This is a genomic window from Sunxiuqinia elliptica (genome assembly GCF_900113005.1).
Classification (GTDB): domain Bacteria; phylum Bacteroidota; class Bacteroidia; order Bacteroidales; family Prolixibacteraceae; genus Sunxiuqinia; species Sunxiuqinia elliptica.
Genome location: NZ_FONW01000010.1, coordinates 152,445 through 176,123 on the forward strand (window position 1 = coordinate 152,445; position 23,679 = coordinate 176,123).

Below are 23,679 nucleotides of genomic sequence, written 5' to 3' on the forward strand. Positions count from 1 at the left end.
TTCCAAATTTCTCAAGCTCTAAGCTTCCTCTCCAGTATTAAACGGAGAGCTTATCTCAATAATTTCAAGCTAATTTCTACGTAGATTAATCCAGAACAAATCGATAAGTGATTGTTCCTTGTTGAAATGCCGGAGCTGATTCGTCTAAATTAAACCGAGCTTTTAAGGCTGCTTGCTTTGCTGCATTCAACAGTTGCGAGTTGTAAGTTGTAGATCCCCGAACTCCGGGTTCGGCAGTAGTCACCTTTCCGTATTTATCAACGGTCACTTTTACAACAACAACACCTTCTTCATTGCCCGGGTAATAAGGCTTCGGCAATGATTGAGCAGAGCGACCTGCCAAGCTAAACGAAATCCCGTTTCCCTGACCACCACCATCTCCATAATTTGAAGAATTAGCTGATCCATTAGGCGATCCTTGGTTGCCTCCCGGGAAAGTAACTCCTTCTCCAGTACTTTTTGAATCAGAAGCACCTGCACCTCCGCTGCCAAAAGCATTGGAAACACGAGAATTTATCTCAGCAATTTTTTGTTGTTCGGCTTCTATACGCTTACGTTCCTCCTCTGCCTTCCGTTGGCGTTCCGCTTCTTCAGCGGCTAAACGTTGTCGCTCGAGCTCTTCCGCTCTTTTCCGCTCAAGCTCTTTCTGACGTTCGGCCTCTAACTTCTGTTGCCGTTGTCGTTCAATTTCTTCTTGCTTTTTCTTCCGAGCTAATTCCTCCTGTTGCTTCTTGCGTTCCTCTTCCTTTTTCTTCTTAGCGGCCTCTATTGCAACAGTTTTCTCGTAATCCTGGGTCATTACCTCCTCTTTTGCTTCTGTCTTAGCAGGAAGAGTAACTTGTTTAGGAGGGTTTGAAGGAGGTGGGGTTGTTACTTGCTTTTTTTCTTCCCGAACAACAGGTGGCGTAACTTTTTTGCTAGGGGCGGGCTCTCTCTTCCCACTCCCTTGTTCCGAATTTCCAAAATTAACAAGAATACCTTCTTCGCCTGGCAATGGAAGCGGAGTAAAAAAACCAAATAGCAATAATAAAATCAGAACAATACCATGAAAGATAATTGTTCCAATAAAACCTCTTTTATGTTTCGAAAAATAACTCATTAACGTCCTTCCGGCGCTGTCGCCAAAATCATTTTGTATTTATTGCGTTTGGCAATATTCATCACTTTTACAACTTGCTCTATAGGCACTGATTTATCAGCATGAAGAGAAACATAAGCTTCCGGACTGTCACCTACTGCACTTTGCAAAGCAGGCTCAATTTCATGAAATGCAACCCGTTCAACATCGCCTCCTGTGTTCACGTAATATTTCAGATCCTTTGTAATAGATACGGTTGTAATTGGTTTCGCTGCAGTCTGGTTATTACTTTCTGGCAACAACAGCTTCAAAGCATTTGGAGCAATCAATGTTGATGTTACCATAAAAAAGATCAACAGCAAAAATACAATATCAGTCATAGATGACATGCTAAAGCTGGCATCTACTTTATTTCTTCGTTTTAATGCCATTGCAGTTATTTTGCAGGTTCATTTAAAAGATCCAGAAACTCAGAAGTTGCTGCTTCCATTTTAAAAATTACCTTTTCAACACTTGCTACTAAAATATTGTAGGCGAAGTAGGCAATAATCCCAACAGTTAAACCGGCAACAGTCGTAACCATCGCTTGGTAAATCCCGGAAGAAAGAAGCGTTACATCAATGTTATTTCCGGCGTTTGCCATATCGTAGAATGCCTGAATCATACCAATTACAGTTCCAAGGAATCCAATCATGGGAGCACCACCAGCCACACTGGCTAAAACAGGAAGACCTTTTTCCAGCTTTGCAATTTCCAGGTTACCCACTGTTTCAATAGCAGAATTCACATCAGACATCGGACGTCCAATCCGGCTAATTCCTTTTTCAATCATCCGAGCTGTTGGCGTATCCTGCGAACGAGCTAAAGCCAAAGCAGCATCAATTTTCCCTTGCGTAATATTGTCTTTTACCCGATCCAATAAAGTACCATCGACTTTACCAGCTTTCTTTACGGCAAAATAACGATCAAAAAAGATAAATACAGCGATAAGAGAAAGTGCTAAAATAGGAATCATAATCCAACCACCCTTTAAAGCCAAGTCAAAGAAATGAGTCACAATTCCATCTTGCTGAGCTGCATTAGCTACAGCTTCCGCACCTTCTTCTGCTGCACCTGAAACTTGTAAAAAAATATATCCAAACATAAGTTATTATTTAGAGGAACACATAAAAAACGAGGTATAATAGCAATTATTATACCCCGCAAAAATAATGATTATTTATAAAGTATCTACTTATAAACCGAACAACAAGAAATACACTGCAGCTCCCGATATATAACCAGCAATAGCGAGTAGCGAAATCTTTTTCATATACCATATGAAATCAATCTTTTCCAGGCCCATAGCAGCTACTCCTGCAGCAGAACCAATGATAAGAATACTACCACCTGTTCCTGCCGTATAAGCTAAAAAGTCCCAGAAAACACCATCCTGAACAAAGTTTGCCAAATATCCGGTAGCACCAGGATCTGCAATTGGGTACATTCCCATAGCCCCAGCAACTAACGGCACGTTGTCAACAACCGATGATAACACACCTACAGCCAAATCAATTAAATAAACATTTCCGAGCTTCTCATCCAGAAATTGAGACAATAAATTTAGATGCCCGGCAGACTGCAAAGCTGCTACTGCCGAAAGAATTCCTAAAAAGAATAGAACAGTAGGTACATCAACCTTTTTTAATACCGCAGTAACCCGCAACCGATGTCTTATCTCATCTGGTTTATCCTTGTGCATTAGTTCTGAAACAACCCAGATAATACCAAGAGATAGAAGCATTCCCATATAAGGGGGCAAATAAGTTACTCCTTTAAAAACCGGGACAAACAATAATCCAGAAATTCCTAAGATAAGCATTGCTCCTCGCTCAAACTCTGTTGTTAAGCCGTTTGTGCCAGCTTCTATCGCTGGACGCTGAACCTCCCCTTTTAACTTGAATGACAATATAACTAAGGGCACTAACATTGATACCAAACTAGGAACAATTACGTTGACTGCAATATTAGCAGCGGTAACTTGTCCTCCAATCCATAGCATGATCGTTGTTACATCTCCAATTGGAGACCATGCTCCTCCGGCATTAGCTGCCAAAACAACCATACTGGAGAAAAATAAGCGGGTTTCCCGATCATCAATTAGTTTTCGCAATAAAGCGACCAAAACAATCGTTGTCGTTAAATTATCCAACAATGCTGACATAAAAAATGTAAGGAAACTCAAAACCCACAACAACTTCACTTTATTCGTCGTTTTTATTCGATCTGTAATCACCTTAAATCCATCATGTTGATCGACAACCTCAACAATAGTCATTGCTCCAAGTAGAAAAAACAGAATCTCACTAATTTCGCCTAGATGATGAACAATCTCTCGCTCTACAATAAACTCATGAATCGATTCAAACGATAAGCCTTTCCCCCCACTCGAGAAGTGTTCCCACGATGGGCTAAACCCAAGCGCTAAAATATCTTCCGCACCTATGGCAAAAATAACCCAACAAAGGGTGCCAATAATCAAAGCTGAAGCAGTCTTATCTACTCTCAGCGGATGTTCTAATGCAATAGCCAAATAGCCAAGCACAAAAACAGTAACCATCAAAATAAACATATGGAACAAATTTTTGGATTAGTTTTTTTAAAACGGGCGCAAATTTAGATTTTCACTACCAATCCAAGCAATAATCTGCAAAAAAGATAAGGATGAACTCAATAAATTAAGATTACTCTCTTCTGCTTTTCATAAAAAGATTTTTAAACTTTTCCCACAGCTCACCAAAAGTGTCGTAGTTCTCTCGAAATGACAATCCAATTCCCTGAGTATAAGGAGAAGTTTCGTAAATCAGGTTGTCATTTGAGCGATTGTAAGCTTTCAGTTGTAATTTACCATTGTTCGTTAACTTTACATTCAGATCAAAATCACCAACAATGTTGCTGTTGTTCGAGCTACTTGTAGCTGCTGTCCCATTGTTACCAATATTACCATTTAAGATCACCCGATCATTAAAAATCTGGGTACTCAAAGCCAACTCAATTTCATCATTCGAAATTTGGTTTCCCGGTCGGTAATTCACGCCAATGTCGAAATCGTTGCTAATTTGGGACAACCAGTTACTCAATTGATTTGAGAACAACTCACTGGCGGTGGTTCCAACCAAGTTTGGATTGGCTGCTCCGTATGATCCTTTCAGGTATTCAGGTGTATAAAAACGTCCCAATACTAAAAGCGACAGAATTTGCTTATTCATCTCTTCCTCCGTGCTGAATACCTGCTGAACCAAGTCCTTGATTGGATCGTCAGCCGTTGGGAAGTCAATGCCAAATGCAATTTCAGGGTTATTTAGATTCTCGGTTAAGAAAATCTGACAAGCTACCGGAATGCGCTGTGAATAATCCACTCGATCTCCCATGTCTGGGGGAGCTAATTCTGAAAGCGAAGCCTTTAGCCGATAGATTGCATCAATATCAATTGTTGCATCATAAGGATCTCCATTCCACAAAATGGTTCCTCCCTGTGCAATTTCAAACTTCTTATTAAAGACATTCTGAAGGGTAAATAAATAATCTCCACGATCAACCCGATACTCTCCAAACATGGTAATGTTAAAATCAGGATCAATACGAACTTGCAGATTACCGTTTCCGCGCGAACGAATAATATCACCAATCTGAGAATTATAGATTAACTGTACCTGAGCTTCTGGTGTAACATCAATATCAAAGTTCATATTCAAGCTCGACTTTTCAATCGGCAAACGTCGTACTTCCTGATGTCCATGTTCTTCCTCTTCATCTACAAAATGAATGAAGTCATACTCTTGGGCTTCTTCTTCATAATCCAGCGATATATTAATTGATGTTCCGTAGAGGCTTGTTGCCGCCGCAGTAAGTTCAACGTCTTTACCATGTCCTCCAACCTGTAAAACGCCACTTCCGTATGCCTCACCGTAAAAACGCTCGTTATCCCGAATGGTCGTATTCATCACCAAGATTCGAGGAGAACGCAAGGACAAGTTGTAATCCATATTACTAAAATTATCATGCCGAATGGAACCATCAAAAATTCCCTTGTTCCCTTGATAATCGCTTATTTCAATTTGATCAAAAATGATTGAGTCAGACCGGAAATATACGGTATCACTGAAATAGTAGTTTACCTGCAAAGCGCGCATAGCCAAGCCGGCATCCAAGCCAAGCACGTCGCCATCCATCAATATCTTTTCTGGCGTACCATGAATCCATACTTCTCCAGTTCCTCGCCCGCGAACATCTTTGAAACTTCTTTCCAATACAGGCTGTAAAATAGCCAACGAAAAATCATTCAACCGAGCAGTGAAATCCAATGAATCTGTCCCCGGCTTATATTCTCCAAAAGCGTGCAAGGATTGATTTCCTTTTTTATTTACTTTCAATTCAGAATGAATCGCTTCAGAAATACGATCCCATTTACTAACGGTGCTCACATCGCCGATTTCATGCTCTCTAAATTGTAAGCCTTTAATCCGCAAGTCTGATAAGAAAAGAGCTCGCTCATAAACATCAAACACACTGGCGGTTCCATTCAATACCCCTTTAATGCCTAAATCCCTTTTCATCAAAATATTTAAATTTGACAGGTCAATTCCGTTGACCTTCATATTTAAACGGTCATTTTTATCCTTTGAAACGACCCCATCTATCGCAAGCTGTTGCTCGTAATTCGATAATTTTACCCCTTCGACTTCTACACGCGAAGAATCAATTGTTATTGTGGCCGGATGAACCTGCCAAAGTGTATCGGCAATATAGATTTTAGAAGGAATAACGTCCACTTTTACATGCGAACGTTTGTACCCCGACTTTTTAAAATCAATTTGGGTTTCAAGTTCTCCGCTGTAGGTCTTTTCATGAAAGTTGTTCCACACCAACTTTGAATTAACCCGATCCTCTTCGGCATCAGCCAAAACTGCGACATTATAAATACGCTGATTGTTGTTTAACTGTATTTCCTCCAAACGGTTCTTAAACTCCAGTTTTTCATTTGCGCGAATAGACAGCCAATAACCATTAAATACCATGTTTTTATACTCCATATGGGGTATAGAAACATTTAAATAGAGCTCGGGCAACTGATCATCAAAACGGCCTTCCATGTGGGTAGGTGCAACATACCAACTGGGAGAAAAAGTACGGGTAAGAGGTTCGGCATCTTTGATGGTCAAATCAAAATCAAACTGATTCGGGCTGAGGTTATCTCGAAATTTAATTCCCGCAGAAGGTAAATATTGATGCAAAAGCTTCTTTAAGCTCTCGCCAAATGTCCGAAATGAATAGCGTCCGGAAATATTCGCATCTGCAAAGTCAGAGCGAATTAGCAAATGAGTCAACGAATCGGCATACGTATTGATACTCAAACTTGTCAGCTCCAAGGTGTCATTCTCATTATAATATTGTCCAGATTCAAGCCAAATTCCACCATCTAAGTTATCAATGCTGTTTCCTTTAAACTCAGCTTTCAATCCCATCGCCAACATCGATGTTTCATGCTCTTGATCCAAGTTCAAGGCTGTTAGGTCAGCCTTTTCCAATAACATGTCAAAATCAAACTCCGGAATGGTTGGGTTAAAGTCCATCTTTCCTTTAAAGCTAGCATTCAACGCCGGATCTTCAACACCAAACTCCCCTTCAAATTTCTGATTCTGAATCGCTCCATTCAATCTCAGATTTTCAAACTGATAATCATTAAAAATTAAGCTATCGACTAACCCATCTATTGTTATATCAAACCGGCGAGTGGTTTTATTTAAGGCGCCATCAACCTGCCCGTTAAAAGTTAAATCTCCTAATCGCTTAGATTGTGTAAACTCACCCAAAGCAAAATTTACGGTTTTAACATGCCCATTTACTTTTAACAAGTCACCTTTGGTAGGGACAAAAGAAAGGTCGGTTTTAATTTGTCCAAAGTTCGAGCGAACCGTACCATAAGCTACAAAGTCACTCAAAAAGCCGGTAAAGTTCCCTTCATAATGCACTATTCCGGCATCATAAAGCATATCTGAAAAACTCAGGTAATCAGATTTTGCAGCATAAGGCAGCCTTATCTTTCCAAGATCTTTGAAGTCGGCTGTCGACTTTTTCAAATCAAGCAGAATATAGGTTTGATCCAAATCAGGTAAGCCGTTAGAATAAAAATCACAAACTAATTTTGTGTTTTGCCCCAAACTCATCTGCAAGTTTTTGGCTTTCAAATCCCCTATCGTTCCATAAACATGCCCGGATAAGTTGATCTTTAAGTCCATTCCGCGCAAAGAAGGGACCAATTGACTTACATCCTGAAAATTAACCGCCGACTCCTTCAGGTTTACATCCAATTTCAGATGAGAAAAATCCTTTCCTTCGTGAATCTCCGTTTGATCAAATGCAATATCGGCATCAGCAATTGAGGAGTATGGAGTAGCCACCTTCAGGTTATTTAGCTTAACAACATGGTTGTACGAAACCAGCCGAGTACTTAGCGAACTCAATCGGAAATCCTTATGATCATCCAAACTTAGATTATTGATCTGAAAGGATAAGGAATCATGATTCAATATAAAATCGGTCACATCCAAATCAATATCATGCAGATCAATGGTACGTGGTTTCTCCATGGTAAAATAGCTGTATCCTAGGCGGGTATCGCTAAATAAGAAGTTCTCACAAGAAAAGCTCCAGCTTCCGCTCTCCGAACGCCTCGTACGCAATGCATCCAGAATGAACTTGTAATTGGGGACCTGCTCTTCGGTCAAGGCTGCAAAAAGCTTGGTTTTATTCATCTCTAACGAAGCCAACTCAATGGTTTGGTCATCCCAACTAAACTGATCAATTGAAGCAACCATCTCATCCACAAAAAACAAAGTATCTTGCTGCTGATCCTCGATTAAAAATTTATTCAAAATAATTTTGTTGAAGAAACGGATGTCCACCCGCTCCAACGTAATTCGAGTATCCAAGCGCTCAGAAAGCCGATCAGCAATCTGACGCACCAGAAAAGTCTGTACAGCGCTGGTTTGAAAAGCCAGATAACCAGCTAACAACAGGACTAATAGGATCCCGAAAAACCACAATGCTATTTTGAGTATTTTTTTAATAATTTTGAGCCTTTAAAAATCGCAAACAAAATAAACTAAATTCCGCGTAAATCGTTAGGTTCAACAGTTAAAATAATTGAAATCCCTTTTGAATTTATTTCATGGACAATAAAAAAGATATCATCATTCTAGGAATTGAGTCATCATGTGATGACACTTCAGCCGCTGTAATTAAAAACGGTGTCTTATTATCCAATATTATTGCAAGCCAAAAAGTTCACGAAGCCTATGGCGGTGTCGTCCCTGAATTGGCTTCTCGGGCTCATCAGCAAAATATTGTTCCAGTGGTCGATCAGGCGCTCAAGCAAGCCGGAATTGACCGCAATGAACTCTCAGCCGTTGCCTTTACTCGTGGTCCGGGCTTACTTGGATCGTTGTTGGTAGGAACCTCTTTTGCAAAGGGATTCTCTTTAGCAGCAGGCATTCCTATGGTTGAGATCAACCATTTACAAGGACATGTGCTGGCTCATTATATTCAGGAGAAAGAGGTAGAATTCAATCCGCCAAAGTTTCCTCACCTAAGCTTATTGGTATCTGGTGGAAACTCGCAAATCATTCTGGTTAAAGATCACCTTGAAATGGAAGTGATTGGTCAAACCATTGATGATGCGGCTGGTGAAGCTTTTGACAAATGCGCCAAAGTGATGGGCATGCCCTACCCCGGAGGTCCACTAATTGACCGCTTAGCGAAAGAAGGAAATCCAAATGCTTTTGAGTTTGCCAAGCCACGCATTAAAGACCTTGATTACAGTTTTAGCGGGCTAAAAACCAGCTTCCTCTATTTTTTGCGCGATCAGCTTAAGGAAAATGAAAACTTTATTGAGGAAAATCAGGCAGACCTATGTGCATCTCTGCAAAAAACCATTATCGATATTTTGCTGAATAAATTAATTAAAGCTGCAAAAGAAACCGGAATTAAAGAAATTACGGTTGGCGGAGGAGTTTCAGCTAATTCGGGCCTACAAAATGCCTTACGCGCTGAAGCCAAGAAACGCCATTGGAACATGTACATTCCCAAATTTGCCTTTACCATGGATAATGCTGCAATGATTGCCATCACAGGCTATTTCAAATACCAGAATAAGCAGTTTGCCAGGCAAGATGCTGTTCCTTTTGCACGAATGAGCATTAATGATTAGGGCCTCTTGCGTCTCTATTGTTGTAACATTGTTTGTAACCTAAAAACACGAGCGATTTGAAACGAAAGATTCCTGCAGTTTTAGTTACCGGCTTCTTAGGGGCTGGAAAAACAACTTTTCTCAACGAAGTAATTCGCGAACACCAACACCTAAAAATGGCCTTGGTTGAAAATGAGTTTGGCCAACAATCGATTGATCAGGACTTAATTGTTGGGATGCAAAGTGAAAATGTTTTCGACTTAAGCAATGGTTGCATTTGCTGTTCTATCTCGAATGAATTTTCGCTCACCCTTCTAGAGCTGGCAAGTAAAACTGGAGAAATTGATTTTCTTTTGGTTGAGACTACCGGGATTGCAGACTTGGCCAATGTGATTAAACCGTTTTACGAAGACCGAGAATTAAAAGAGCAATACACCTTGGCCGGAAGCGTTTGCTTGGTCGATGCGGCCAATTTTGATCAGCAGATGAGTGAGCGGGAGCAACAAATGCAAGTGATTTTAAGCGATTTGCTCATCATCAACAAAACAGAGCTGGTTTCTGACGAAGAGCTAAAAGCAATTGAAAAGAAACTAACGGCCTGGAATGGAACGGCCAAAATCATTCATTCATCCTATGGGAAAGTCGCTAATTTCAGACTAGAAGCGTTTAGCGAATCGGTGCAAGGCAAACTTGAGAAAAAAATGGCTGAGCCTGTCATGTTCCGGCTCGTTAAATCGAAGAAATACACCACCTTTACTCATGAGTTTCCGGGTACCATTTCCATCAGCCGATTTAAGTATTGGTTTGACTATTTTGCGGCCATTAACCAGCGTGAAATCTATCGGATTAAAGGAATTCTGTTTAGCGAAGATAGCCCCAACAAAGTTGTTGTGCAGTCGGTTGGTGGAGCCACCAGTTATTCCGAAGGTAGCCTTATTGTTCCAGGCGAAACACCCAACAACCGATTGGTTTTCATCGGGAAAGAAATTGATTTTGAGCGCATCGGTTACGAACTTGACCGCTACCTCACAAAGAACTAAAAAGCCATTACACTCAGCAACTTCGAACTCAGGCACTCATGAACTAAGGAACTTTTCCCTAATACCACTGGAAGAACTGAAGAATAATAACCACCAACACGGTTGTTAGGGCGGCAACACCAATAGCCAAGCTACTCATTGCACCTTCCTGTTCTCCCATTTCAATCGCTTTTGTTGTTCCAATAGCATGCGCTGTTGTTCCTAAACCAATGCCTTTCGCCACTGGATGAACAATCCGAAGCAAGCGGTAAAGCGTGGGTGCGATGATCACCCCAAAAATTCCGGTGATCATGATGGAAAGAACCGTGATCCCCTCGTTTGCTCCAAGGCTATCACTAATTCCAATCCCAATTGGAGTTGTCACCGAATGGGCCAGGATTGAACGCTCCAAGATCTCATTCAAATTAAACAAGCGACCAAGTAAAATAACGGAAATAATTGCTGCAAACACGCCAGAAGAAATGCCCCCCAGGATGGAGTATTTATGAGCAACCAGCAGTTTCCAATTTCGATACAAAGGCAAAGCCAAAACAACGGTAACCGGCCCCAAAAAAGCATGAATAACACTTCCTCCCTTCATGTAATGATCAAACGGAATGTTGAGCAGCAACAGAATCCCGATAATTAAACCGATGGAAGCCATTAGCGGATTCAGCCAATTGACCTTCAGTTTATCTCGAAAATAAGCAATGCCATAAAAAGATGCCACCGATAGTAAAATACCAAACAAGTGCGTATTAGTCAGAAATTCCATTTCTCTTCTCCCTTTGTTTAATCAAAAATTGAGTTACTAAGCTGGTTACTGCCATGACGATTAAGGTCGAAGCCAAAATGGCTACAATGGTTTGCACGTAACGTCCTTCCAAAGCCTGATACGAAACCATAACCCCAACTCCTGCCGGGATGAAAAAGAAACCCATGTTTTTTAAAAAGAAATCAGCTGTTTCTGCAATTTGCTTCTCCTTAATCACTCCTGTCAACAACAACACCAACAACAAAATCATTCCGGTGATACTCCCCGGAATTGGCAATTGTAAGTAATGACTAATCAATTCTCCCGCAAAGTTAATCCCCAGCAGAATCAACAGCTGTTTAAATACTTTCATCCAGTTATCCTTTTTTAGATGTTAGACAATAGACGTTAGATTTTTAGATACTCAGATGTTCAGATAAGGTTGAATGGAAATGGCAAGATGAAACAGTAGCATGATTTAATCTCACAACCATACAATCACCTAAAATAGCTTAAGCTTTGTTTAAATACTATAGGAACTCCGAACTCTTGTCGTCTGTTTGCTTAAGCCGCTTCTAATTTTCAAGGTAAGGACGAACATCCGTTAAAAACATCCCAGCCGTTTTTGCAGCCTGCATACCTAAAATCCCATCTTCGTAAACATGACACAGCGTAGGATCAATATTCACCAGCTCGGCACATCTCAGAAAAGTTTGAGGTTCTGGCTTATGCTCGTTTACATCATCTGCAGTTACAATAGCATCAAACTTGTCGAATATGTTCAAGGTCTTCAACTGTAACTCAGCACTTTTACGACTGGCACCTGTTCCAACAGCCAAGGGAATCTTACCATGATAATCATGGACCAACTGAACGACTTTTTCGTGGGGCCGAAGTTGATGCACACTATCCCAAAATGTTTCCTGCTTCATGCGAACCATCTCTTCTGCATCAACACCTTCCAGTTGATTATCTTTAATAATCCGGTAAGCAAATTGAATGGTTGGCATTCCGGTCAGCTCCTCCACCATACTTTCGTCGAAATGGCAATTGTAATGTTCACAGACTTTATGCCAAGTGGCAATATGCACCGGCAACGAGTCAGACAAAGTACCATCTAAATCAAATATTAACGCTTTGGCTTCAGGGTGTTTATCAAGTTTCATATCTTTTAAATTCTAGTTTTCAATGCAAAATTAGCCTTTTTTTTACCCTCCCACCTTCGTTTTCACTTTCCATCCTCAATTCTAATAGAATTTAATCTTCAATTAAGTTTCAAAGCTCAAACGTCAAGTCTATTTAACACCCCAAGGGGGTACTTCGGAAGTACCCTCCCCCCACTTCAAAGGTCCTCGGTTGCATATTCGAACTCCAAGCTTGATACTTGGAACTGCTCGCTTGCAGGTAAAAGCTTCAAGCGAGCATATTTTTGATCCAAGCTTGCACCTCCAGGAGTCAAGCACGGATCTAAAACATGCAACGATGAAGGAAAATTACGCAACGGTTCACCAAAAACATGCAAGCTTTCAGCTTCGGACAGATCATTTGAAGGTAAAAGGTGGTCGGTTGCGTCTTAAAGATGCATCGCCTCATTCCTGGGACAACTCGTTCCGCTGTTTTACTCGCGATGACGGTTTAAAATGATAAAGAGACTTTCTGGACAGCCTCTCATTTTCTTCCTTCAGAACCAAGGGCTATAAGGGAAGAGCATCCCAATTTATCAAGAGTCTTATCGATCCTTGATTCGCATAACTTTTACGCTTCTTTAATTGTTATAAAGCCAAGTATCAGAAAATCATTCATTACCTGTAATTCATTCCAGGAAATGATACCTATAGAATATTATTGATAATAGATCGTTAGATTTCATACTATCAGACGCCAATTAATACACTGACTTCAGACAAATTGCCCAGTGTACACAAAAGGATAAAGCACGAAGGAGCAAACGGCTGTAAAAACTTATACGAATTAATTTATTGAATAACATTGCATATTTCTACAGAAAATTAAAACCAAAAAGTATGTTTAAAATTTATCTCTCATTTATCATTACCTTTTTATTGGGAGTAAATCTTACTTCGGCCAAAGAAACCGAAGCCAGACTCTTACGCTTCCCTGCCATTTCAGGCAACCAGATTGTATTTACCTATGCTGGAGATCTATACTCCGTTCCATCTGATGGAGGAACAGCAAGAAAACTCACCAATGATATTGGTTTTGAAATGTTTGCCAAGTTTTCTCCTGATGGCAGTCAACTAGCCTTTACAGGACAGTACGATGGAAACACCGAAGTTTTTGTTATGCCTGCAGAAGGAGGTTCTCCACGACGACTAACCTACACAGCAACATTGAGTCGTGATTTGGTTTCGGACCGAATGGGGCCAAACAATATTGTGATGAGCTGGACTCCGGATGGTAAAAACATTATTTATCGTTCGCGCAAGCAAAGCTTCAATGCCTTCAAAGGACAACTTTTCCAGGTTCCTGCAGACGGAGGATTATCGACTGAGCTTCCGCTTTCGGAAGGTGGCTTTTGTAGTTTTTCTTCGGACGGTAAACAACTGGCTTTCAATCGGGTTTTCCGCGAATTCCGGACCTGGAAATACTATAAAGGTGGAATGGCCGATGATATCTGGATGTTTGATTTTAACAGCAAACAAGTCAAGCAGCTTACGCACAATGATGCTCAAGACCTTTTCCCAATGTGGGCGGGCGAAGAAATTTTCTTCTTGTCGGACCGTGACCGAACCATGAACTTGTTTGTGTACAACACCAAAACTGAAGCGGTTGAAAAGGTAACGAACTTTACGGAGTACGACATCAAGTTTCCCTCAATTGGAGACGACTACATTGTTTTTGAAAACGGAGGAAACATTTACAAACTGAATGTCAAGGATAAAAAACCAGTGAAAGTTCCTGTTTTCATTAATAATGACTTTGTATATGCTCGTAACGAATGGAAAGACGCCTCCAAAAACATTACAGATGGTGACGTTTCTCCGAATGGAGAACGCGTCATCTTTTCAGCTCGTGGCGAATTGTTTAACACTCCGGTTAACAAAGGAATCACCTATAACCTGACTCAAACATCGGGCGTGCATGAGCGAAGTGCTGTTTGGTCTCCTGATGGAAAATACATTGCTTATTTATCCGATCAATCCGGTGAGTTTGAAGTTTATATTCAGGATCAGCAAGGCAAAGAAAAGCCAATCCAGTTAACTAAAGGGGCTGACACGTATAAATTTAGCCTGGAGTGGTCTCCTGATAGTAAAAAGTTGCTGTGGTCAGACCGTAAATTACGCTTGCGTTATGTCGATATTGATAGCAAAAAGACCACCACTGTCCACCAAGCAGAATATGGTCTTATTCGAGCTTACAACTGGTCGCCCGACAGCAAGTGGATTAGCTTCAGCTTAACCACTGATAACCAATTCTCAAAAATTGTACTGTACCATGTTGCCGACAAAAAACTACACGATGTAACCGACAATTGGTACGATTCAGGATCTCCTACCTTCTCCACTGATGGAAAATATCTACTTTTTGTATCAGATCGTGACTTCAATCCAACATACAGTCGCACGGAGTGGAATCATGCTTACACCAAGATGTCACGTATTTATATGGCGATCTTGTCAAAAGACACCCCTTCTCCTTTTGCTCCTGAAAACGACACGGTAAAAATTGCCAATGAAGAGGCTTCAAACGGTGATAAAACAGACTCCCAAAAGGATAAAGAAGAAGATAAAGCGATTCAAGTTGATTTGGATGGGATCAGCAAACGCATCGTTTCATTACCCATTGCCGCATCAAACTATTATAATTTAGCCTGCGTCGACAATAAGGTTTATTATTACGATTATGGCAGCGAACGCAATACCAAGTTGTTTGATCTGGATAAAAAGAAAGAAACAACACTGGGGAACTTCCACTATGGCTTAGCGGCCAACAAGAAAAAAATGATTGTTGTTCAAGGCAAGAAGTGGGCTGTTATTGATCTGCCAAGCTCGAAGGTTAAACTTGATGAAACCATTGATGTATCCAACCTAAAAGCCTGGGTTGATTATCAAGCAGAGTGGAAACAAATATATGATGAAAGCTGGCGTCAAATGCGCGACTTCTTCTACGTTGAGAACATGCACGGAGTAGATTGGCAAGCCATGCACGACAAATATGCCAAGCTTGTGCCTTACGCCCGCCATCGCGACGATTTAACCTACTTAATTGGTGAATTAATTGGCGAGTTAAATGTTGGACACGCCTACGTACAAAGTGGCGATCGTCCCGAGCCCAAACGGATAAAAACAGGCCTTTTGGGAGCTAAAATCAGTACTGATCCATCAGGCTATTATCAAATTGAGCAAATCCTTGAAGGTGCCAACTGGAGCAACCAATTGCGATCACCGCTGGAAGAAGTTGGAGTCCATGCCAAAGCTGGTGACTACATCATTGCCGTAAATGGTATTTCAACAAAGACAACCACCGATCTTTACTCTTTGCTTGTTGATAAAGCAGACAAAGAAGTTGAGTTGACTATAAACAGCCAACCATCAGCAACAGGTGCTCGAAACGTTATCATCAAACCAATTGCTGATGAAGCCGACCTTTATTACTACAATTGGGTTCAGAATAACATTCGTAAAGTTAGTGAAGCTACGAATGGCGAAATTGGCTACATCCACGTTCCTGATATGGGAGCAAATGGACTAAATCATTTCTCACGCTTGTTCTACCCGCAACTCAATAAAAAAGGCTTGATTATTGACGATCGAGGCAATGGTGGCGGCAATGTTTCACCCATGTTGATTGAGCGCCTACAACGTGTTGCCCAACGAGCTAACATCCGTCGTAATTACAAGCATCCATCTCCTGTTCCAAGCCAAATGGTGCTTGGGCCCAAAGTGCTGCTTATCGACCGCTACTCCGCCTCCGATGGCGATCTTTTCCCTTATGCATTCAAGCATTACAAGCTGGGAACAGTGATTGGTACCCGCAGTTGGGGAGGTGTTGTCGGAATTAGTGGTTCTTTACCTTTTATTGATGGAGGCCAATTAAACAAACCAGAGTTTGCGTCCTACTCAGCCGATAAAAGCGAATGGATTATTGAAGGGTATGGTGTAGATCCGGATATTGTTTTAGACAACGATCCGCACCAGGAATACCTTGGCAAAGATGCTCAGTTGCAAAAAGCCATTGAGCTGATCAAACAGAAAGTAAAAACCGAATACAAACCGCTGCCACCTGTTCCGCGAGCACCGGATAAGTCAAAATAAAAAAATTCGAATTGTAAAGGAGGCCTTAAACGCCTCCTTTCTTTTTGTCTAAAAATTAATGCTCGCCGAATAACGAAACAGGAAAAAAACCGTTTACATCAGTAAATGACTCTCATTACAGAGAGTCTAAAACAGCAATCATGAAAATACTAAGCATTCTCTGCATAGGCCTCCTGTTTCTTGTTCATGGAGCAATCGCCCAAGAAAACAGTCCCATTAAACGGTTTGAAGGACGTGGGCAAATGAATTCGGGGCAACGAATATTGGATCTGAGTTACCAGAACCTGGACAAAGTTCCTATATCAGCCAACGATGCCACCATCGAAATTCTAATCCTGGATAACAACAAGCTTACGCAACTCCCAAACTGGATTGGGCAATTGAGCAACCTTCGTGTTTTATCGGTACGAAACAATAACCTACAAGATATCAGTTCGGCCCTCGGACAATGCACCAAACTTGAACAGCTTTACTTAAGTGGCAATTCTTCCCTATTTCAACTCCCCAACTTAAGCAGCTGTCGCAATTTAATGTTCGTTGATGTTGTTGACACAAAAATCCAGGATATTCCAGTTAGCATCAGAACTATGGATCACCTGTATTACTTCAAATACTCAACACCTTAAAGAAAGATAAGCAAAGTCTGCAAGCCTCCTAAAACTCTATTTTCTTTGATTTTGAATATTTAACTTACCTTTGCGGCCATTCAGAATAAAATAATTACCAACATTCAATACAAATTACAACAATGAGTCTTGAACAAGAATTGCTTAACCGCAGTGGATCAGTCTGTGAGTTATGCCAATCAACAACTGATTTAAAAGCCTATCCTGTAGCGCCAAAAACAGGAGCAACTGCTGATGAAAATGTGTTGCTTTGCCAACATTGCCTTGGACAAGTAGAAAACCCGGAAACAATAGAGGTAAACCACTGGCACTGCCTGAACGATAGCATGTGGAGCCAAATCCCCGCAGTTCAGGTTATGGCTTGGAGAATGCTTAATCATCTTCGTAATGAAGGATGGGCACAAAACCTACTCGATATGCTTTACCTGGAAGAAGATGTTCTGGCATGGGCAAAAGAAGGGCAAACTTCGGACTCGGAAGAAGAAGGCGCCGTAAAACATATTGACAGCAACGGGGCAACCTTAGAAGCCGGAGATACTGTTGTGCTGATAAAAGACCTGAATGTAAAGGGAACCAGTTTCACAGCAAAAAGAGGAACTGCCGTCAGAGGTATTTCTCTGGTACACGACAACCCCGAACAAATTGAAGGACGCGTAAACGGTCAGCAAATTGTCATTTTGTCAAAATTTGTAAAGAAAAACAGCTAAAATAAAAAGGAAGTGACCGAACTTACCGAGTCACTTCCTAATAAAAAACGAGCTTCTCCCAAAAAATTTTTGTCCTCCTATCTTCAAACTATCTTTATCAGTTCATCCAATGAGGGCTTAGACTAAGCGATTTCATAAAAGTTTAAATGGGGAACAAAAAAATTCCATCCTCACGTTCAAGCATTCATCTTAGTCTTTTTTAACAGTCACCCTTTCAAAAAACAGCTACCTTTGCTGTAAACTCAGTTAATATAAAATGAAACAAATAGTCCTAATTCTTCTGCTGACAGGATTTTTGGCCTCGTGTAGCATGCAATCGAAACTTAGCAGACAATTCAACGGCGAACCAATAGAACAAGTTAAAGAGTCATTTAAATCAATCCCTGTTACCGAGATTCCTCAACGCAACGGCAATACTAAAGTTATCTTCACCAAAGAAGCGAAACTCCCTGGTACCGTGATTAACCAAGGAGAAAAAAGCCTTGATCCGATAACAACACCTCCAGTAACCAAAATTGAACAGTTTATTTTTGAGGTTGACAAAAATGGCGTTGTGATCAATAGTGAATATTCCAACACCTATAAAAAGTTGTAATCACTGCAATATTTTCAAGCGAACAACCTTGTTGTTTTCAATTTTTTTATAGTTTTGCACTCACGTTTTAGCGACATCGCTAAAATGCCCAGTTGGCGGAATTGGTAGACGCGCTAGTTTCAGGGACTAGTGTCCTTTTGGACGTGAAGGTTCGAGTCCTTTACTGGGCACCAGGAGAAATCCAAACAAAACTAAAAGCACTTAAAATCAATATTTTAAGTGCTTTTTTGTTTTCCACGAGAATCAAAAAAGCACAAAAAAAGTCATTCTAAACGAGACTTTACCGAGAACAAACATTTTTTGAAAATCTGTTCTCGATATAGTCTCGGCAGTTCTCATAAGTCTCTCTATTTCAGAATTTAAATTAACATTAATTGACTCGATTTGATCTTGAAAACGAGCCCCTAAAAGGGTATTTTTAAGCAACAATCGAGACCAATTTTTTCTTTAACCTTAAAATGAAAAAAGATGAGATTGACTATTAACTTTATTGTGAAAAAAGCAAGACAGAAAATTAATGGAGAAATTCCTGTTTATGTAAGATTTACGCTAGATTCCAAACGCGTTGAGCTTTCTACAGGTATTTATTGTCATCCTGATAAATGGGATGAATCTGGACAACATTTCAACGGAAGAAATGAAAGAGCCCAAATCCTAAATAACAGATTGAGCAAAATTCAAAATGAGATTCAGGATCATTACAATTTACTTAAATCTTCAGGAGAAGATTTCGATGTAATTACCATTAAAAATAGGATACGAAACATCGATGACAGCGAAGGTATTCTAAAAGTATTTGACTACTACTTAAGGAATATGTCCGAAAAACTTGGTAAAGGATACTCAAAAGAAACTTATAAGCATTACAAGTCATCAAGAAAACGGCTTGGTGAATTCGTTAGGAAATTTAGCATGAGAAAGGACTACCCTGTTGAGAAAGTTGATTATAAATTTCTTGAAGCTTTTGATGTCTACCTCAAGAAGGAATATAAGGTTCATCAGAACACTGCATGGAACTATCATAAACATACAAGACGTGTTCTTAATTTAGCTGTGTCAATGGACCTAATTGAAAAGAATCCCTACAAAAAATACAAGATACCTCTTGCCGAAACAAATAGAGACTTTTTGACAGCAACAGAACTTAGCACCATTCAGGATAAAGAGATTAAAGTTCAACGTCTGGATACCATCCGGGATATATTCGTGTTTGCTTGTTACACGGGTCTCTCCTACTCCGACATCGCGAAACTACACAAAGATCATCTTCGCAAAGGGATAGACGAAAATGACTGGATATTTATTAATAGAACTAAAACGAATAATCGTTGCAGAATACCAGTACTTCCCGAAGCAAATATCATCTTGAAAAAATATCAAAATACACCTCATTACCAGGTAAAAGGTTTGTTATTACCGGTTCTTACCAATCAGAAGATGAATAGTTACCTAAAAGAGCTAGCCGATATCTGTGGAATCAATAAAGAACTCACCATGCATATGGCTAGACACACCTTTGCAACAACTGTTACTTTGAGCAACGGTGTTCCTCTAGAAACTGTATCTAAAATACTCGGACATACCAATCTTAAAACGACTCAAATTTATGCTAAGATCCTGGATCAAAAGATTTCCGACGACATCAAACAACTCCAAATAAAACTGGAGTCGAATAAGAAAGCACGTATTTAAATATTCACAACAATAGTTTCCTTTTGTGAAACTATTGCTAACTTTGTAAAGTTGAACCATGAAAGTTCATTTAATAAAAGTACAATCAATCGAGAACTATGTACGTGATAATGTCCAAAGTAAAAAGGCATTTGAAATCTGGCTATCGATTGTAAAAAGAGCTGACTGGAAAAATCCCCAGGATATTGTGAGAACGCTTAATTCTGCCGATATATTGGGGAAAGGATCAAACAGAGTTGTTTTTAATATTGGTGGCAACAAATACCGGATAATCTGCCAGTATTATTTTGGAAAGCAGAAAGTACATCTGTTTGTAAAATGGATTGGAACGCATGCTTTCTACACCAAGCTCTGTAATAATGAAGAACAGTATTCGGTAGATATCTATTAATCAGAGAGACATGGAAGCTTTAAAATATACCGTAATAAAAACTGAAGAACAGTACAACAACTATTGTAATATCCTTGAGAATCTAATTTCAGAGGCTTCTCCTGCCCTTGATGATGAAATCGAGTTGTTGACGCTTCTAATTGAGAAATGGGATTCGGAACACAGTACCTTTAAAGATCTGGATCCTGTTCAACTCATTAAGTCATTAATGGAAGAGAACAGCCTTAAAGCAGTTGGATTGGCAAAACTCCTTGGGTTGTCGAAAGGAACAGTTTCAAAGATTCTGAATTACCAGAAAGGTCTATCGAAAGAAACGATTCGCAAACTATCCGAGAATTTTCAGGTTTCACAGGAAGCTTTTAACCGTCCATACAGACTAAAAAATGAAATTAACAGGCAATTTCGTGATGCGAGCTTAATGAATACTAAAAAGGATCTGGGGGCTTCATTAGCCATATAATCGGAAATTCATTGAAAGAGAAGCTGCTTTACTTTTCTTCTTTCTCAACAAGACGTTCCAGAGCTTTAAAGATGGTTTTGTAGTTCCCAAAACGTAGAAAATCCTCTACAAAAAATAGCGCCCCCCTCTCGCTTTTTTATTTTTACTAAAACCTGTGTTTCAGCATTTTCGGCCAATTATTTCATTGTTTTTCGTCGCAAATCTAGTAAATAATTACGACAAGAATACATGGTGTCTATAATTATTTACCTCCTTCGCTCCTGTTAGCGGAAGTCTTAATGTGTGACTTCAAAAAGCTTCTACCGGAATTTATGTAGGTAAAGTCTTTTTGGAATTGGTATGGCGCGCCGGGAAAAATCAACTTTCCCAATTTTGGAATGAATGGCTTTATGCCGGAAGCTTTTGAAAACCCAGAGGGGCTCGTCTTTCGGAAATGTAGTTGTTTTGTGGTAGGGCTTGAGAACTTAGGGTTTTGGGACCTTGCCCGTCATCCTAATTTCTTCTGGATTAATTTCTCCAGTCGTTCCATCATCTCCTCTTTCTCTTTCAGCATGCGTTCGTAAAGGGCAATCTTTTCTTCGTGAAGCTTCACTATTTGCTCAATGGGATGAAAGGTGGGATAATAACTGAATAATGAATTCCCATTTGCATTATCATGGTTATTGACGGTATTGGAAATGATATTGATAGCCTTTTCCTCGTCAAAATTCTGAAAAGCTTCTACCGGTATTTTCAGAGTACTAGAGATCTGTTGCAATAGTGGAAGTTCAATGGTTTCCTTCTGCTCCAATAGCGAAATCTTCTTCTGGGTCCAGCCTTCACCCAATTCATAGGCTAGGGCATCCTGTTTAATTCCCAGCATTTCACGAAACCTTTTCACATTGCGACCTTCATGTACTTTAGCTTCCATAGTTCTTTTTTGTTTTTTGACCAACTCAAAGATAAAAACAATTTTGGTTAACGAAAAGAGCAGACAGAGATAACACCGCGGTATAAAATATCCCTTCAATGCGTTGGCGATTTCTATGCTTTAAATCGATAGGTTATTAGAAAACGAGAACGTTTAGAGTATTCTTTCATCGCTCGATGCTTGATTCGTATGACTATTTTATGCTCATTTTGAATTGAATATGCTTCAAGGCTTTCAGAATTTTGGATTCTAATCCCTAAATCCACAATCGATGAAAGCAACGATAGAACCTGGTTTTTCTGAAATGAAGGACAGAGCATTAAGCGAGAAATTAACACAGCTAACCCGTGAATTTCCGATTGCCTTTATTTTTTATTACCCAAGGCAAGAAACGTCCTCTGCACATGTTCTTATTATTCCGCTGGAAGGCAAGCATGCCCGGTTGATTGAATCGAGAAAATGGATTCGTAACAAAGGGGATAAAAACAAGCCTCTGCTTCATGTTATTTCCCTCGGCAAAATGGCATTTGAATACCGGGCTGGTAATCCTTTTATAGCTTGTTATTGCCAAAAATCAGCCATCATCTATCAAAGTCCACAAGCCGGTGATTGTCCGGATACAGAATGGCATTCCGTTAAAAAGAAGTTCAAAAAATACACAGAGCGCTATTATCATGACCGCGAGCTCCTGCTCTCTGAAGCAACCCATTTTCAGCAGATGGGTTCTCTTACCGGCACACACCTGACCTACCTGTCGGCTTTTAAACATACCATCCGCTACCTTGAGACACTTTACGCAGGACACTCCTTTGATTCCAGCAACCTACACCGGCGAATAAAGTACCTGTCATATTTTATTCCGGCCATCGAAAAGGGCTTTGTAAAAAAGAACAGCAACGAATATTACCTGGTTTCAGAACTTGAGCGGGGAAAGGAAGCCGCAGAATACGGAGATGAAGTCCGGCTTAATGAGAATTTGTTTGATAGCATTGCTGCGACCGAGTTCAAACTGTACCAATTTGTATCAGACCGGTTTTCTGCGCTCAAAAGACAAATTAAATCCGGTGGTCATTTACAAGCTATCGTCTCTAAACCTAAGTTTTCTCCAGAGGGTAAAGAGCTCGCCCGACTAATAACACTTTTACAGAAAATGCATCCGGTTGAAGAGGTATATTTGTTTCATCAAAGCCAACATGACCGTACGACGACCTACTTCCTGTTAGTTATTGGCGAGGGACTGGGTACAGCAATTCTAAACCGGGTTCAGCAATCGGTAAAAGCAAAGACAGGTGGTCAGCATGCTGTTGTACTTATAGGACACAGTCTTACCTGGATACAGACCAACCTGTTTTATCACCAGGCTTTCTTTCAGAAAATCATGCTTCCTGTTAACCGGAAGTTTCAATCCCACCCCAACCATCCATCCATTCACTGGGAGATTCCCTACACTCCGAATTATCCTGACCTGGAGTACTATTACAGTTCATCAATTAAAATGGCGAAACAGTATTTTGTATTAAGAACTAATGCAACAGAAAACAACACCGAAGGACTCAGCAATTTGTTTGGGCAATCGGTATTAGGCCTGTTTAGGACATACATTTTTGCAAAACTAAGCTACCTGCCAAATTACTTACCGGCTTACAGCCTTTGGAAGCTGTGTGTTTATGCTGAGGCAAGACTTGAAAAAGTGGAATTTCTATTTGAAAAATGTTGTGGAGAAAGCTTCTTCAAAACAGTAGACAAAGCCAATAAGTTTCATCATCGAATCTCAAGCTTAGCAGAGGAAAAGCTCCTGGTCATGGATGAAATTTTAAACCTGCTATTAGAGGAATTAGAGACGGCTTGTAAAAGCGTGAAGGGTGAGAGCATCAGAGACGTACTTCTCCGTTCTGACACCCCAGCTCCACAAGAGGAGTAACCATCCTTAAAAAAGTAAAAGCG

20 protein-coding genes, 1 tRNA gene and 1 pseudogene are annotated in these 23,679 nt (G+C 40.2%); 12 read left to right on the forward strand and 10 right to left on the reverse strand.

The genetic code is table 11. The annotated features are described in order from the left end of the window. Positions 1 to 85 precede the first annotated feature (85 nt). From BM156_RS16375 to BM156_RS16395, 5 genes are all read right to left on the reverse strand, one after another. A complete protein-coding gene (locus BM156_RS16375; RefSeq protein WP_093920977.1) occupies positions 86 to 1,099 on the reverse strand; it encodes a DUF4670 domain-containing protein in 1,014 nt (337 codons plus the stop codon). Next, positions 1,099 to 1,509 (reverse strand): ExbD/TolR family protein, encoded by a 411-nt coding sequence (locus tag BM156_RS16380; RefSeq protein WP_093920978.1) that lies wholly within the window; start codon positions 1,507 to 1,509, stop codon positions 1,099 to 1,101. Before BM156_RS16380 ends, BM156_RS16375 begins: the two co-directional genes overlap by 1 nt. Before the next feature lie 5 nt (positions 1,510 to 1,514). Continuing rightward, the gene (locus BM156_RS16385) at positions 1,515 to 2,222 is read right to left on the reverse strand and encodes a MotA/TolQ/ExbB proton channel family protein (RefSeq protein WP_093920979.1); all 708 of its coding nucleotides are present in this window, start codon (positions 2,220 to 2,222) and stop codon (positions 1,515 to 1,517) included. Positions 2,223 to 2,312: 90 nt separating this feature from the next. Then, on the reverse strand, positions 2,313 to 3,689 hold the full coding sequence (gene nhaD / locus BM156_RS16390) for a sodium:proton antiporter NhaD (protein WP_093920980.1): 1,377 nt from the start codon (positions 3,687 to 3,689) through the stop codon (positions 2,313 to 2,315). Positions 3,690 to 3,801: 112 nt separating this feature from the next. Then, on the reverse strand, positions 3,802 to 8,133 hold the full coding sequence (locus BM156_RS16395) for a translocation/assembly module TamB domain-containing protein (protein ID WP_170846989.1): 4,332 nt from the start codon (positions 8,131 to 8,133) through the stop codon (positions 3,802 to 3,804). Positions 8,134 to 8,288: 155 nt separating this feature from the next. On the opposite strand from BM156_RS16395, the gene tsaD reads away from it, so the two are divergent. Then, on the forward strand, positions 8,289 to 9,326 hold the full coding sequence (tsaD, locus tag BM156_RS16400; RefSeq protein ID WP_093920982.1) for a tRNA (adenosine(37)-N6)-threonylcarbamoyltransferase complex transferase subunit TsaD: 1,038 nt from the start codon (positions 8,289 to 8,291) through the stop codon (positions 9,324 to 9,326). 56 nt (positions 9,327 to 9,382) lie between these two features. Continuing rightward, positions 9,383 to 10,345, forward strand: coding sequence for a CobW family GTP-binding protein (locus BM156_RS16405; RefSeq protein WP_093920983.1), 963 nt, complete (start codon positions 9,383 to 9,385; stop codon positions 10,343 to 10,345). Positions 10,346 to 10,403: 58 nt separating this feature from the next. Here the strand turns inward: BM156_RS16405 and BM156_RS16410 are convergent, their stop codons facing one another. The 3 genes from BM156_RS16410 to BM156_RS16420 all read right to left on the reverse strand — a co-directional run bounded on the left by BM156_RS16410 (position 10,404) and on the right by BM156_RS16420 (position 12,244). Continuing rightward, a complete protein-coding gene (locus BM156_RS16410) occupies positions 10,404 to 11,099 on the reverse strand; it encodes an LrgB family protein (RefSeq protein ID WP_093920984.1) in 696 nt (231 codons plus the stop codon). Continuing rightward, complete coding sequence (locus BM156_RS16415; protein ID WP_093920985.1) at positions 11,083 to 11,451, reverse strand: CidA/LrgA family protein; 369 nt, start codon at positions 11,449 to 11,451, stop codon at positions 11,083 to 11,085. The genes BM156_RS16410 and BM156_RS16415 overlap by 17 nt, the downstream gene beginning before the upstream one ends. Positions 11,452 to 11,653: 202 nt before the next feature. After that, positions 11,654 to 12,244 (reverse strand): HAD-IA family hydrolase, encoded by a 591-nt coding sequence (locus BM156_RS16420; protein WP_093920986.1) that lies wholly within the window; start codon positions 12,242 to 12,244, stop codon positions 11,654 to 11,656. A 316-nt stretch (positions 12,245 to 12,560) separates the two neighbouring features. Between BM156_RS16420 and BM156_RS20710 the strand changes: the two genes are divergently transcribed. The 9 genes from BM156_RS20710 to BM156_RS16470 all read left to right on the forward strand — a co-directional run bounded on the left by BM156_RS20710 (position 12,561) and on the right by BM156_RS16470 (position 20,825). Further along, the gene (locus BM156_RS20710; RefSeq protein WP_170846990.1) at positions 12,561 to 12,722 is read left to right on the forward strand and encodes a hypothetical protein; all 162 of its coding nucleotides are present in this window, start codon (positions 12,561 to 12,563) and stop codon (positions 12,720 to 12,722) included. 380 nt (positions 12,723 to 13,102) lie between these two features. Continuing rightward, positions 13,103 to 16,354 carry a S41 family peptidase gene (locus BM156_RS16430; RefSeq protein ID WP_093920988.1) on the forward strand — a complete coding sequence of 1,084 codons (3,252 nt, stop codon included), beginning with the start codon at positions 13,103 to 13,105 and terminating at the stop codon, positions 16,352 to 16,354. Between the two features lie 140 nt (positions 16,355 to 16,494). After that, positions 16,495 to 16,980, forward strand: a complete 486-nt coding sequence (locus BM156_RS16435) for a leucine-rich repeat domain-containing protein (RefSeq protein WP_093920989.1) — start codon at positions 16,495 to 16,497, stop codon at positions 16,978 to 16,980. A gap of 122 nt (positions 16,981 to 17,102) precedes the next feature. Further along, positions 17,103 to 17,687: a PhnA domain-containing protein gene (locus BM156_RS16440; protein ID WP_093920990.1), complete on the forward strand. Its 585-nt coding sequence runs from the start codon at positions 17,103 to 17,105 to the stop codon at positions 17,685 to 17,687. A gap of 256 nt (positions 17,688 to 17,943) precedes the next feature. Beyond that, complete coding sequence (locus BM156_RS16445; RefSeq protein WP_093920991.1) at positions 17,944 to 18,282, forward strand: hypothetical protein; 339 nt, start codon at positions 17,944 to 17,946, stop codon at positions 18,280 to 18,282. A gap of 86 nt (positions 18,283 to 18,368) precedes the next feature. Beyond that, positions 18,369 to 18,455 (forward strand) — tRNA-Leu (locus tag BM156_RS16450). Positions 18,456 to 18,750: 295 nt separating this feature from the next. Then, complete coding sequence (locus BM156_RS16460; protein WP_093920993.1) at positions 18,751 to 19,974, forward strand: site-specific integrase; 1,224 nt, start codon at positions 18,751 to 18,753, stop codon at positions 19,972 to 19,974. A gap of 58 nt (positions 19,975 to 20,032) precedes the next feature. After that, entirely contained in the window at positions 20,033 to 20,365 is a 333-nt protein-coding gene (locus tag BM156_RS16465) for a type II toxin-antitoxin system HigB family toxin (protein ID WP_093920994.1), read from the forward strand. A gap of 10 nt (positions 20,366 to 20,375) precedes the next feature. Then, the gene (locus BM156_RS16470) at positions 20,376 to 20,825 is read left to right on the forward strand and encodes a helix-turn-helix domain-containing protein (RefSeq protein WP_093920995.1); all 450 of its coding nucleotides are present in this window, start codon (positions 20,376 to 20,378) and stop codon (positions 20,823 to 20,825) included. Between the two features lie 28 nt (positions 20,826 to 20,853). Here BM156_RS16470 and BM156_RS20950 read toward each other — a convergent pair. Next, positions 20,854 to 20,946 (reverse strand): annotated as a pseudogene (locus BM156_RS20950) (hypothetical protein); the annotation flags it as partial. A 366-nt stretch (positions 20,947 to 21,312) separates the two neighbouring features. Then, a complete protein-coding gene (locus tag BM156_RS16475; RefSeq protein WP_093920996.1) occupies positions 21,313 to 21,735 on the reverse strand; it encodes a helix-turn-helix domain-containing protein in 423 nt (140 codons plus the stop codon). Positions 21,736 to 22,006: 271 nt separating this feature from the next. Between BM156_RS16475 and BM156_RS16480 the strand changes: the two genes are divergently transcribed. Continuing rightward, positions 22,007 to 23,656 carry a hypothetical protein gene (locus BM156_RS16480; protein WP_093920997.1) on the forward strand — a complete coding sequence of 550 codons (1,650 nt, stop codon included), beginning with the start codon at positions 22,007 to 22,009 and terminating at the stop codon, positions 23,654 to 23,656. Positions 23,657 to 23,679: the final 23 nt, after the last annotated feature.

Coding starts and splice junctions, on each gene's coding strand:
- BM156_RS16410 (WP_093920984.1), bottom strand. CDS start 11,099: ATGGAATTTCTGACTAATACGCACTTGTTTGGTATTTTACTATCGGTG.
- BM156_RS16475 (WP_093920996.1), bottom strand. CDS start 21,735: ATGGAAGCTAAAGTACATGAAGGTCGCAATGTGAAAAGGTTTCGTGAA.
- BM156_RS16420 (WP_093920986.1), bottom strand. CDS start 12,244: ATGAAACTTGATAAACACCCTGAAGCCAAAGCGTTAATATTTGATTTA.
- BM156_RS16445 (WP_093920991.1), top strand. CDS start 17,944: ATGAAACAAATAGTCCTAATTCTTCTGCTGACAGGATTTTTGGCCTCG.
- BM156_RS16470 (WP_093920995.1), top strand. CDS start 20,376: ATGGAAGCTTTAAAATATACCGTAATAAAAACTGAAGAACAGTACAAC.
- BM156_RS16430 (WP_093920988.1), top strand. CDS start 13,103: ATGTTTAAAATTTATCTCTCATTTATCATTACCTTTTTATTGGGAGTA.
- BM156_RS16385 (WP_093920979.1), bottom strand. CDS start 2,222: ATGTTTGGATATATTTTTTTACAAGTTTCAGGTGCAGCAGAAGAAGGT.
- tsaD (WP_093920982.1), top strand. CDS start 8,289: ATGGACAATAAAAAAGATATCATCATTCTAGGAATTGAGTCATCATGT.
- BM156_RS16375 (WP_093920977.1), bottom strand. CDS start 1,099: ATGAGTTATTTTTCGAAACATAAAAGAGGTTTTATTGGAACAATTATC.
- BM156_RS16465 (WP_093920994.1), top strand. CDS start 20,033: ATGAAAGTTCATTTAATAAAAGTACAATCAATCGAGAACTATGTACGT.
- BM156_RS16380 (WP_093920978.1), bottom strand. CDS start 1,509: ATGGCATTAAAACGAAGAAATAAAGTAGATGCCAGCTTTAGCATGTCA.
- BM156_RS16415 (WP_093920985.1), bottom strand. CDS start 11,451: ATGAAAGTATTTAAACAGCTGTTGATTCTGCTGGGGATTAACTTTGCG.
- BM156_RS20710 (WP_170846990.1), top strand. CDS start 12,561: ATGAAGGAAAATTACGCAACGGTTCACCAAAAACATGCAAGCTTTCAG.
- BM156_RS16460 (WP_093920993.1), top strand. CDS start 18,751: ATGAGATTGACTATTAACTTTATTGTGAAAAAAGCAAGACAGAAAATT.
- BM156_RS16480 (WP_093920997.1), top strand. CDS start 22,007: ATGAAAGCAACGATAGAACCTGGTTTTTCTGAAATGAAGGACAGAGCA.
- BM156_RS16440 (WP_093920990.1), top strand. CDS start 17,103: ATGAGTCTTGAACAAGAATTGCTTAACCGCAGTGGATCAGTCTGTGAG.
- BM156_RS16435 (WP_093920989.1), top strand. CDS start 16,495: ATGAAAATACTAAGCATTCTCTGCATAGGCCTCCTGTTTCTTGTTCAT.
- nhaD (WP_093920980.1), bottom strand. CDS start 3,689: ATGTTTATTTTGATGGTTACTGTTTTTGTGCTTGGCTATTTGGCTATT.